This window comes from Acinetobacter sp. (genome assembly GCF_041911495.1).
Classification (GTDB): Bacteria; Pseudomonadota; Gammaproteobacteria; order Pseudomonadales; family Moraxellaceae; genus Acinetobacter.
In genome coordinates this window covers 1-11,849 of record NZ_JAYROT010000078.1, presented here as the reverse complement: position 1 = coordinate 11,849, position 11,849 = coordinate 1, and the positions used below count along the sequence as shown (strand labels likewise).

General features: G+C 42.6%; 11 protein-coding genes and 1 pseudogene. 3 read left to right on the top strand and 9 right to left on the bottom strand.

Annotated features, from left to right (window positions below; all coding sequences use genetic code 11):
- Positions 1 to 201: 201 nt before the first annotated feature.
- The 8 genes from glmS to ACE3PQ_RS10320 form a co-directional block, all read right to left on the bottom strand.
- Positions 202 to 2,040, bottom strand: coding sequence for a glutamine--fructose-6-phosphate transaminase (isomerizing) (gene glmS, locus ACE3PQ_RS10355; RefSeq protein WP_374297557.1), 1,839 nt, complete (start codon positions 2,038 to 2,040; stop codon positions 202 to 204).
- Between the two features lie 48 nt (positions 2,041 to 2,088).
- Positions 2,089 to 3,450 (bottom strand): bifunctional UDP-N-acetylglucosamine diphosphorylase/glucosamine-1-phosphate N-acetyltransferase GlmU, encoded by a 1,362-nt coding sequence (gene glmU, locus ACE3PQ_RS10350; RefSeq protein ID WP_374297555.1) that lies wholly within the window; start codon positions 3,448 to 3,450, stop codon positions 2,089 to 2,091.
- 12 nt (positions 3,451 to 3,462) lie between these two features.
- Complete coding sequence (locus ACE3PQ_RS10345) at positions 3,463 to 3,969, bottom strand: phosphatidylglycerophosphatase A (protein ID WP_374297553.1); 507 nt, start codon at positions 3,967 to 3,969, stop codon at positions 3,463 to 3,465.
- On the bottom strand, positions 3,962 to 4,906 hold the full coding sequence (gene thiL, locus ACE3PQ_RS10340; RefSeq protein WP_374297551.1) for a thiamine-phosphate kinase: 945 nt from the start codon (positions 4,904 to 4,906) through the stop codon (positions 3,962 to 3,964). Before thiL ends, ACE3PQ_RS10345 begins: the two co-directional genes overlap by 8 nt.
- A 27-nt stretch (positions 4,907 to 4,933) precedes the next feature.
- Positions 4,934 to 5,377 (bottom strand): transcription antitermination factor NusB, encoded by a 444-nt coding sequence (nusB, locus tag ACE3PQ_RS10335; protein ID WP_374297549.1) that lies wholly within the window; start codon positions 5,375 to 5,377, stop codon positions 4,934 to 4,936.
- Positions 5,378 to 5,396: 19 nt separating this feature from the next.
- Positions 5,397 to 5,867: a 6,7-dimethyl-8-ribityllumazine synthase gene (gene ribE / locus ACE3PQ_RS10330; protein WP_298891888.1), complete on the bottom strand. Its 471-nt coding sequence runs from the start codon at positions 5,865 to 5,867 to the stop codon at positions 5,397 to 5,399.
- 85 nt (positions 5,868 to 5,952) lie between these two features.
- Complete coding sequence (ribBA, locus tag ACE3PQ_RS10325) at positions 5,953 to 7,071, bottom strand: bifunctional 3,4-dihydroxy-2-butanone-4-phosphate synthase/GTP cyclohydrolase II (RefSeq protein WP_374297547.1); 1,119 nt, start codon at positions 7,069 to 7,071, stop codon at positions 5,953 to 5,955.
- A gap of 353 nt (positions 7,072 to 7,424) precedes the next feature.
- A complete protein-coding gene (locus tag ACE3PQ_RS10320; protein ID WP_374297545.1) occupies positions 7,425 to 8,720 on the bottom strand; it encodes a hypothetical protein in 1,296 nt (431 codons plus the stop codon).
- 81 nt (positions 8,721 to 8,801) lie between these two features.
- On the opposite strand from ACE3PQ_RS10320, the gene serB reads away from it, so the two are divergent.
- The 3 genes from serB (at position 8,802) to ACE3PQ_RS10305 (ending at position 11,482) form a co-directional block, all read left to right on the top strand.
- A complete protein-coding gene (gene serB, locus ACE3PQ_RS10315) occupies positions 8,802 to 10,034 on the top strand; it encodes a phosphoserine phosphatase SerB (protein ID WP_374297543.1) in 1,233 nt (410 codons plus the stop codon).
- A 445-nt stretch (positions 10,035 to 10,479) separates the two neighbouring features.
- Positions 10,480 to 10,791, top strand: coding sequence for an AciT family ciprofloxacin tolerance protein (gene aciT / locus ACE3PQ_RS10310; RefSeq protein ID WP_374297540.1), 312 nt, complete (start codon positions 10,480 to 10,482; stop codon positions 10,789 to 10,791).
- 211 nt (positions 10,792 to 11,002) lie between these two features.
- Entirely contained in the window at positions 11,003 to 11,482 is a 480-nt protein-coding gene (locus ACE3PQ_RS10305; RefSeq protein ID WP_374297538.1) for an SCP-2 sterol transfer family protein, read from the top strand.
- A gap of 24 nt (positions 11,483 to 11,506) precedes the next feature.
- Here the strand turns inward: ACE3PQ_RS10305 and ACE3PQ_RS10300 are convergent.
- A pseudogene (locus ACE3PQ_RS10300) lies at positions 11,507 to 11,849 on the bottom strand (IS1595-like element ISAba36 family transposase); the annotation flags it as partial.

Here is an 11,849-nt window from a genome sequence, read left to right as displayed (position 1 = left end):
GCCAGCTTTTAATTCCTAAACCCCCCACCTAACAGGTGGGGGGTTTTTTATGGCTAGAATTTATTTACAAAGTATAAGGCTTCAACTTTTATTCATTCTAAATTGGGTGTCTAACTTGATCTAGACATAAAAAACCGAGCAGAGAGCTCGGTTTTCAGTGTGCGAGAGTAGTTTATAAGTTCTTAGATTTCTTTCTTTAACTTATTCTACGGTAACGCTTTTTGCTAAATTTCGAGGTTGATCGACATCTGTTCCACGCAATACTGCAACATGATATGACAGCAGTTGTACCGGCACACTATAGATGATCGGTGCAAGCCATTCGGAAATTTGTGGGATATAGACAACATGTTGGCGATCTTTATGTCCAATACCGCTTTGTTCATCTGCAAATACAAATAACTCTCCGCCACGAGCCTGAACTTCTTCCATATTAGATTTCAGCTTATCGAGCATGTCATCTTGTGGTGCTAAGATCACTACAGGCATTTCATTGTCGACTAAGGCTAAAGGTCCATGCTTAAGTTCACCTGCGGCATAACCTTCAGCATGAATATATGAAATTTCTTTAAGCTTGAGTGCACCTTCAAGTGCGATAGGATAGTGAGTGCCGCGCCCTAAGAATAAGCAATGTGCCTTTTCAACAAAAAGCTCTGAAAGGCTGAGTATTTTGGCATCATGCTTTAGGGTTTCATTGAGTACTTTTGGACAATGCCATAGTGCTTGGATCAATTCTAATTTTAATTCAGTAGTAATCGATTGCTTCACTTCACCGATCTTTAAGATCAAAAGCATCAGCGCTACAAGCTGAGTGGTAAAGGCTTTGGTCGATGCTACGCCAATCTCAGGTCCTGCAAGGGTAAGCAAATGAAAATTGGTTTCACGAATCATTGATGAAGTCGAGACATTACAAATCGCCATGGTAAAAATCGGCGTATTGCTTGCTTTGGCACGTTTCTGAATATCACGTAACGCCGCCAAAGTATCAGCGGTTTCACCTGATTGCGAGATACATAGATACAAGGTATTGGCGATAATGACAGGATGACGATAGCGGAATTCACTGGCGATTTCGATTTGACACGGTAAGCCGATGATTTGCTCAAACCAATATTTTGAGACTAAACCTGCATGATAACTGGTGCCGCAAGCAATAATTTGAACTTGTTGAATCTGCTTTAAAGCTATATTTGAATTTTCAAGAAAATTATTTTTTAAATCATCACCATCCAGAGCTTGAGCAATTGTTTGTTGTACCGCATTAGGTTGCTCGAAAATCTCTTTAAGCATATAGTGACGATATTCACCTTTGCTACTGTTCATCACTGTCGCATCAAGTTCGGTTATTGGGCGTTCAATGGCTTGATTCTGCGCAAAGATTTCAACACTATCTCTTTTTAAGCGAACCGTATCACCTTCTTCAAGATAGATAAAACGGTTGGTCACAGGTAGCAACGCTAATTGATCTGAACTGATGAAGTGCTCACCAATTCCAACCCCGATGACCAATGGCGAGCCTTCACGCACAGCGATGAGTTCATCAGGTTGATTGGCATCAATAATGCCCAGTGCATAAGCACCTTTGAGTTTTGGAATGATGGATTGCACAGCAAGCAATAAATCGGCTTGAGTTTTCAGCGCATGATGCACTAGATGTGCCACCACTTCGGTATCTGTTTCAGACGTAAACTGATAGCCAAGTGCTTGTAATTCCGTTTTTAATTCTTGGTAATTTTCAATAATACCGTTATGTACCACAGCAATATTATGTGAGGTATGCGGATGTGCATTGTGTTGTGATGGCTTGCCATGCGTTGCCCAACGGGTGTGTGCAATACCGATTTTGCCATGAATACCACTTTGTTCTGCGGCTTGCACCAGATTGACGACCTTACCGACTTCACGCTCACGACAGAGCTGACCATCTTTAATGAGTGCTAAGCCTGCGGAATCATAACCACGATATTCCAGACGTTTCAGCCCTTCAAGCAAAATACCTGAAATATTACGCTCTGCGATACCACCAACAATTCCGCACATTTTACATATCCTAAAAAACGATTTTACTGCTGTATTTTAATTTAATTTCTATGATTTTTGCTTTTGTGGACGTTGATAATTGCTCTTCTGCAATTGTTTACTGCGCTCCACAGCCAAAGCATTCTCTTCGACATTGTGTGTGATCACCGAACCTGCACCGACCGTTGCACCATTGCCAATGCTTACAGGTGCAACAAGTGAACTATTTGAACCGATAAAGGCACGATCGCCAATCGTTGTTTGAAATTTATTGGCGCCATCGTAATTACAAGTGATGGTGCCTGCGCCAATATTACTCTCTTCACCAATGATTGCATCCCCTAAATAGGTGAAATGATTCGCCTTACTGCGTAGACCGACGGTGGTATTTTTCACTTCGACAAAATTGCCAATATGTACTTCATCGGCGAGCATAGCATTTGGACGTAAACGGGCAAAAGGACCAATTAGGTTGTTGTGACCAACTATTGCTTGATCAAAAACACTATACGGTTGAATCACCGTACCAGATGCTATGGTACTGTCTTTAATCACACAGCCTGCACCGATTTTGACATTATCACCAATTTCGCAGTTGCCTTCGATGATCACATTAATATCAATTTCAACATCTTGACCAACGCTGAGCGTACCACGCAGATCAAAGCGTGATGGATCTACTAAATGCACGCCTTGACGCATTAATTGTTCTGCCTGATAGCGTTGCCATTCACGTTCGAGGTTTGCCAATTGTACACGGTCATTCACACCTTCGACTTCAAACGCATATTCAGGTACAATCGAGGCAATTTCTAAGTCATCTTGAACCGCCATCGCCACAATATCAGTTAGGTAATATTCGCCTTGGGCATTGGCATTGGAGAGTTTTGGCAGCCATTGATGCAACTTTTCATTGCTGACGCAGTAAATGCCAGTGTTGATTTCGGTGATCTGTTTTTGTGCATCGCTGGCATCTTTGTGCTCGACAATGGCTTGGATCAAGCCATTTTCACGAACGATGCGTCCATAACCTGTTGGGTCAGCGACCTCAAGCGTAATCATGCCAATACCTGAGGCTTTTGATGCATCCAATAGTCGTTGTAAAGTGGCTTTAGAAACAAGTGGCACATCGCCATATAGAATCAAGGCAAAACCAGATGTGCCAAGCACAGGTAAAGTCATTTGCACCGCATGTCCAGTACCGAGTTGCTCAGCCTGTTCCACCCATTCGATCTGCTCATCGGCAAACCGTTGTTTGACCGCATCGCCACCATGCCCATAAATGGTAATAATACGCTCGGCGTGGATTTGTTTTGCGGTATGGATGACATGTGCAAGTAAAGGTTGTTTTGCCAAAGGTTGAAGTACTTTAGGCAACGCAGACTTCATTCGTGTGCCTTTCCCTGCTGCTAAAATTACCACATCAATCATTGATAACGCCTTTTAAGTCAATACGATATACAAAATCACAGCCAAACTAAACATCGCCATCAAGCCTGCCAAAAGATCATCGAGCATGATGCCAAAACCACCATGTACTTTACGATCTGCAAAACCGATAGGGAATGGCTTCCACACGTCAAATAAACGGAATAATGCAAAAGCAATCACAATCCACCAATGTGGCAGATTTGCCAAATAAATCAAGGGGATTAATGTGATTGATTGTCCTGCAAACTCATCCCAAACAATACGAGGATCATCATGAGTGTGCATGATTTCTGCGCTACGCCCACAAATATAAATTCCAAGCAATGACATCACCACGATGGCAATGATTGTCGCAACCCAACCAATCGAAAGCCACACAGGATAAAGCCCCAAGATCAATAACGAACCGACCGTACCAGGCGCAACAGGCGATAATCCTGTACCTAAACCCACACCTAAAAACCATGTCAAACGGTCATGAAATTGATAATTGTCGAGATTGATCGGTGTCTTAGGCAAAGTGCTGGTATCCTGATTTTTTTGGTGTAAATTTTTGATTTTGATAAAAATAATGGCAAGCGATATCTTGCTGTATCTGCCCGATAACGGTTACAGGTGTAACGCAATTTTTAGCATGTTGTGCTTGCCAACGCTCAAAATGATCAGGGCTGATTGTAAAGCATAGTTGATAATCATCACCGCCTGCAAGCACATCGGCAAAACACTGTTCTGCAGTTAATTGTGCAAGCTCATTGGCAACAGGAATTTGCGCTACCTGAATCTCTGCACCAACCTGACTGGCATGCAAAATATGCCCTAAATCTTGCGCTAAACCATCTGAAATATCAATCATGCTTGATGCGAAGCCAACCAGTGACTGCCCCAAAGCCAACTGTGGTTGTGGATAGTCCAAAGTCGCTTGTAATGCGCTGTTCGGATGGCGCAGTGCATAAGCTGCACTGCCAATTTCACCACTAACCACAATCAAATCGCCAACTTGTGCACCACTGCGTAAGATTGCCTGTGCAGTTTTAATCCAACCTAATGCGGTGATGGAAACAGTTAATGTCGGACTCTGCGTGGTATCACCGCCGATGAGTTGTACATTGTAGATTTTGCAACAGTCGGCAACGCCACGACTAAACTCAGCCAACCATGCGTCTTCGATTTTTGGCAGACTCAAGGCAAGTAAAATGCTGTGCGCTTCTGCACCCATCGCAGCCAAATCCGATAAATTCACTGCCACACTTTTCCAACCAATGGCATGGGCAGAGGTGTCTAAAGGGAAATGTCGTCCAGCAACCAAAGTATCAACACAACTGACCAGTTGCATCTCTTGCGGTACTGTGCTGACGGCACAATCATCGCCAATCCCGACATCTTGCGCATGCTGTGATGTTAAGGATTGCGATGTTAGCGACTGAAAGTATTGACGGATGATTGAGAATTCAGCCATGGGCGAATGCCAGTAATATAGTCGTATTTAGAGTTGTTTTTCATCTGGACGTAGTTGCTGTGCAACACGATCCAGTACACCATTAATATATTTATGACTGTCTGCACCGCCAAAGTGCTTTGCGAGCTCAATCGACTCATCTAAAACTACTTTGTATGGAATTTCCATATGGTTTAATAGCTCATACACACCTAGACGCAAGGTCGCCAATTCCACACCATCGAGTGCAGATACAGCACGATCTAATGCAGGCAATAGATATTCATCAAGTGTTTCATGGCTTGCTACGATTTGGCTCAGCAATTCGTGATAGTAGCTAATATCGACTTTGTGCATGGCATTGTCAGCTCGAGTACGTGCTTCGATCTCGTGCACGGCATTGCCACTCATCTGCCATTCATAAACGCCTTGCACTGCAAAACGACGTGCTTTGCGTTTTGCAGCATAGGTTGTTGGATAACTTTGATTCATGCTTTTAATAGCCTTTCGCTTAAATCGCTTTTAACAGATTAACCATTTCGATCGCAGTCACTGCAGCTTCAGCGCCTTTGTTACCTGCTTTGGTGCCTGAACGCTCGATCGCTTGTTCAATGCTGTCGGTAGTCAATACGCCATTGATCACTGGCATTGTGCTTTCTAGACCAACTACGCCAAGACCTTTTGCACATTCGCCTGCAACAAAATCAAAGTGTGGCGTACTACCACGAATCACAGCACCAAGTGCAATGATGGCATCATATTTTCCTGTTGCTGCAAACTTTTTGGCAACGACTGGAAGCTCCCATGCACCAGGTGCATAGGCTACGGTAATTTGCTCTTCTGCTACACCATGACGTTTCAGTGCATCAATTGCACCTTCGAGCAAGTGTTCAACCACGAAACTGTTAAAGCGACCAACGACAATGGCATATTGTCCTTCACTTGCTAGATGTAAAACACCTTCGATTTTACGAATTGCCATGACTTTATTCCTCTAATTTCTCTTTAGCTCAATTGAGCGATCAATACTATGCAAAATGGTTTAGTTCAAAAATTGTTTAATGGGTTTACTGCCCACACTGCGCAGGACTCACGTACTCTTCCACTTCCAAATCAAAACCTGATAATGCATTAAAACGTAGTGGCGAACTGAGTAGACGCATCTTTTTCACGCCGACATCACGTAAGATTTGCGCCCCGACACCAATGGTTTGATACTGCTGTGACAGTGCCGCATTCGATTTGCCTTGACGTGGTTCAGCTTGTTGTACCAGTGCAGGACCGAGATCAGGCAGTTGGTTTTGACCAATCCAAACCAAGACACCGCGCTCATTTTTAGCGATTTCTTGTAATGCTGAATCAATATTCCATGCACTTGAACCATCGGCTTTTTTCTGCTTGAGTAAATCACGTATTGGGTTAAATCCATGAACACGCACTGTCGTCACACCTTCGCTTGGATCACCTTTGACCAATGCAAGATGTACCGCAGGATTGCCTGCTTCTTGATAGCGGAATAGTTGAAACTCACCATATTCAGTTTGAATCGTGCTCGATTCAATACGTTCAACGGTTTGCTCATTGGTCATACGGTAGTGAATCAAATCCGCAATCGTCCCCATCTTGATACCATGCTTTTCTGCAAAGACTTCAAGGTCAGGGCGACGTGCCATTTCACCATCTTCATTGATGATTTCACAAATCACCGATGCAGGCTCTAGTCCTGCAAGACGTGCCAAGTCGCAACCTGCTTCGGTATGTCCTGCACGGTGTAATACGCCACCTGGCTGTGCCATCAATGGGAAAATATGCCCTGGTTGGACAATATCGCTTGGTTTAGCATGCGCAGCCACCGCAGTGCGTACAGTATGTGCACGCTCTTTGGCAGAAATTCCTGTAGAAATACCTTCGGCTGCTTCAATCGACAAAGTGAAGTTTGTACCGTGCTGTGCGCCGTTTTGACCGACCATCAGTGGTAGATTGAGCTGTTCGCAACGAGCTTTACTCAAGGTCAAGCAGACTAGACCACGTGCATGGGTGATCATAAAGTTGATATCTTCAGGACGCACATGCGTCGCTGCGATGATCAAATCACCTTCATTTTCACGATCTTCGTCATCCATCAGAATGACCATTTTGCCTTCACGAATATCGGCAACCAGTTCTTCAATGCGACTTAATTGCATTACAGCTACACCTGTCTAGCGATGGGGATGTTTAACGCTCAAAAGGGAAACTCGAAAAACCACCTGTGTAGGCAAATTTCTGCGTTGCGCCTTGCTCGCAATCCTCATGTACGAGATGTACACTGCGGTTGCTGTGCGAGGTGCGACTTGAAATTTACATTACTCGCTAGGCTTTTCGACACTCCCTATATGATTTCATTACGGCGTAAATAAACAAAATAGAATAAATGCGTCATATTCTAACGGTTTTTTCAATAAATTGCTGTACTTTCGATGACTGCAAAAACCTGTGCGATTCAGAGATTTTGAATCATGATCATTTTTCAAATTTTCTTTGACAATCTCGACTCAAATTAGCTTTGATCAGCACGCGGTATGATGGATTCATCATGGGCATTGGCTTTAGGACCAAGCAAAATTTCTGCTCGCATCTTTTGTGCGGTTTGCGCACAGTCGTTGTTCATGCCTTGCAGGAGCACCGCATCACGAGTCAGCGCATTGGACGGATTCGGCAGATTTAAAAATTCATAGCAATGACGAACATCTTTAAAGCTTGGACGAGTCAAATAAATCGCTGTTTCTTTGGCATGAAGATATTGCGCCAAACGAATCGCCGATTTATCAGCAGACAGTTGCATGCTTGGTAAAGCTTCGGCGATCGCACAGCGAGTTTGTAAGATAAAACGCTTTTCATCTCGCATACGCTTATACACTGCTTCAAATATCAGCTGAAACACAACTGAAACCTGAATAATGGCAGGAATCGCATTCATCGCCTTTTTATTGACGCGAACTAATGCACCATCATCATAGAATGGCTGAATAATTTCTAAATCCGTTTCACTGAGTTGATAATGCTTTTGACATAGCGCAACGGTTTTATTTAAAAACACTTGTGATAAATTAAAATAAGATTGCGCTGTATGTTGGTTGACCGTACCTAAAAGTTGTTTTGGATCATAATGTTGCACGCTCAGATAAATATGTTCTGAATCTTGCGTAGTTTGCAAAGGATCTTTAACGTTTAACTCAGCATGAGGACGTTGATACAGTTGCTGTGCTTTGGCAATGGCAAGACTTGCTTGATGTTTTTCATGTTCCACAGCGTCTGCAAGACGTTGAATCTCATGCTTTAATAAGGCTTCACGTTTCATTTTACTTAAAAACTCAGAACGTGTTGGGCGGGCAATGGTGCGGTAACCAATCCATAAGCCAAAATGTAAAAGCAGTGAAATCAGTAGGGGTAACCATTGATTGCGAAGTAACTCACCAATACTTGGCTTAATTAAAGTCACTTCGATACGACCAACTTTTTGCTCATTGACCATCGCATCACGCACAAAGACATCACCTTGACGGGTTTTATTTGCACCTGCGGTCGCCAAGACTCGATCGTCATGATCAAGCACACGCAATGAGGCGATACTTGGATTGGTCGCATAGCGAGAGGTGAGTAGTGCCAACGCCACGGTATTTGGCGGCGCAAGCTCACTCATGCTGTCGGCAACCAACTGACGAGTCAATAGCTCGCCTTGGATTGCACGATTATCCTTTAAAAAATAATTGGTTGCGACCACGATAAGAATACCGTGCAAAACAAAACTCAGGATCAGTAGGCTTGCAAAAAGCCCTTGTCGAGGTGCATTCAAGTTAAAACTTCCAAAGCAATTTGTTGCAATTTAGATTATCATTCTAGCCAGTCTTAGATTAGCCCAATTAGCAAAAAGCACATGCAAGAAATCATTCTTATATCCTTTTTAGGATCAGACCAACCTAATCAGTTTACCCGACTTATGCAAGTGTTGTCTGTACATCGTTTGCAGATTCTTGATGTAGGGCAAGCAGTTATTCATAACCAATTGACCTTAGGCATCGTGGTCAGCTCAGATGATCAGACCGCAACAGCTTTGGCAATGCGTGAAATTTTAATTCTCGCGCAAGATATAGGCTTAACTGTTCGCTTTAAACCAATCCCTGCCAATGAATATCAGCAGTGGGTTGCAGAAGGTGGTCGCACCAAATATATCGTGACCGCACTGGCACCAGAGTTGACCGCTTCACATCTGCAGTCGGTGACCAAAATTGTATCAGATCAAGGCTTTAATATCGAAACGGTGACACGCCTATCAGGTCGGTTAGAGCTTGAAGCGAATAATGAGGAACAGCAATCGCATGAAAATGTTGCCTGTATTCAATTCGGTTTAAGTGGTCAAATGCTGGATGCGCAAGCGATGCGCTCGGCGTGTATGCTGATGAGTGCACAGCACAATATGGATATTGCGGTACAGGAGGACAATGTCTACCGTCGTAACCGTCGCTTAGTGTGCTTTGATATGGATTCGACCTTGATCACCCAAGAAGTGATTGATGAGTTGGCACTAGAAGCAGGTGTCGGTGAGCAAGTTGCAGAGATTACTGAACGTGCTATGCAAGGTGAACTCGATTTTCAGCAGAGTTTCCGTGCTCGTGTGGCATTGCTCAAAGGTTTAGATGCGAGTGTCTTACCACAAATCGCAGAACGCCTGACCATTACCGATGGTGCAGAACGACTGATTTCTACCTTAAAATCATTGGGCTACAAAACGGCAATTTTGTCTGGTGGTTTTCAATATTTTGCAGAATATTTACAACAAAAGCTTGGTATTGATGAAGTCCATGCCAATATTCTTGATGTAGAAAATGGTGTCGTTACAGGTGTCGTCAAAGGCGATATCGTTGATGGTGCTCGTAAGGCATTATTACTGCAACAACTCTCTGAAAAGTTCGGCATTTCAACGGAACAAGTGATTGCTGTAGGTGATGGTGCCAATGATTTACCGATGCTTTCACTTGCAGGTTTAGGCGTGGCATTTCGTGCAAAACCATTGGTGCGTGAAAATGCAAATCAAGCCATTTCTAGTGTTGGATTAGATGGAATTCTCTATCTTTTGGGCTTACATGACAAAGATTTGTACCGTGCCTAAAGATCATATAACCTACTATATGTTGTGTGTGGAGTTTATAAATTAAGCACTGCACATCTGATGTATTACTTTTGTAATTACAACGTGATTTAAATAAAATATTTATTAAAAACAATGTCTTAAATGTGACAATCTTGTCATGAAAAAAAACTTGAATAGGCGATAAGTGGCGATAAAGCGTCCAGCCTATATGAAAAACACACACAACATATAGTGTTTGCTAGGGTTGGAAAAAAAAGCTAAAGTGCCGAAAAAACACACAACGACATCCTGTGTCGCACGACGTAATTTTAGGGCTTTTTTTCTAAATAAAAACTTGCATAATCAATCTAAGCACAAAAAGGTTTGTGCATAAAAAATGATCTGTATGTCAGTGCGAAGATTGCCAATATAAAACAAAGGCAAGGCTTGCAAAGCGTAGGATCTATTTTGTAGGAGAGTTTTAATGTTTACATTAAATTTAGCCACAATCATCGGGGGCTCATTGGTTGGCTTGGCTGTGTTACTCATCGCATTTTCACAATACCGTCATTGGTTAGTGTTTATGTGTGCAGGGATGGTGTTCTGGGGTGGACTTGAACTATTACGTGCTGGTATTCAAAGCGTAGTAGATATGCCACTACTTTACGGTTATGTAAGCGCAATGATGGTGTGTTTATTTGCTTTCACCGTAGCCATTGCATTGAATGACCGTCGCTTGGCACGACAAGACACCAAAGTGAAATATATTGAGCATACGCCAGTATACGACGACTAAGCCCACCATATTGTCTGCGCAAATGCGAGTTCATTTGCGCATGAAGGCGTTATTTGCTTTACCATCTGCACTCAATTCCCCTCATTTTATATTTATTCGTATTGACTAAATCGCAACAACGATAATCTCGAAAAGTCATCTATTTTTTGCATTGAATATGCTAGCATTGACACAACTACAATATGTCGTAAAAAAGATTAGGAACATGTCGATGAAATTGTCATCTTTACCAGTAATTAAACTCCCTGTAGTTGATGTCACTACAGATCCACTTGATTTGCTGATCACGGGTCTTGTACTTCGTATGAAACAATTGGCTCGTACTAGCCCACAGTTTATCGAACTGATTTATGACCGTAGCTTCCGTATTGAGATCGGTACAGCTCAAGGCGTTGCTCGTCAGATCATCATTGATCAAGGCAAAGTATCGACTGCTTCGAATGCGACGCAGTCAGCAGATTTTAAAATCCAATTTGTAGACAGTGAATATGCGGTAAAAACCTTGATGAAAGGCGATCCAAGCGCATTTATGACAGGTATGCAATCTGGCAACATCAAAATGGAAGGTGATTTTTCATTATTGGTATGGTTTAACCAAGTGGCAAAATTGGTTGTGCCAAAGATTCCGAAGCCTGTAAAACAACGTATTAAGCAAGCACGTCAATTTTTGAAAGACAAAACTGGACGTTAAATTTTGGGGCTGTAGTAGATAAGGTCAAATACCCGTCCAATCCAACAGTATTTCGAGCTGTTGTTTTGGACTCCCATAGTTAAATCTAAACTCACATTCTTTAATAAATAATGGAAAGGCATTTCGGTCAATCCCATTGTACTTCCTTAAGATGCGTTTAGCTTGATTCCAGAAATTTTCTACACCATTAATATGATTTCGACCTTTTGCAAAATCTTTAGAATGGTTAATTCGCTCATGATAAAAACAATTAACATCAAGCACATTGTAGCTTCGATAGCTATCAGTATAAACCACACTATCAGGCGCTACTTTACGTGTAATAACAGGCATTAATGTATCAGACTTGGTATCAGGGACAACCTTG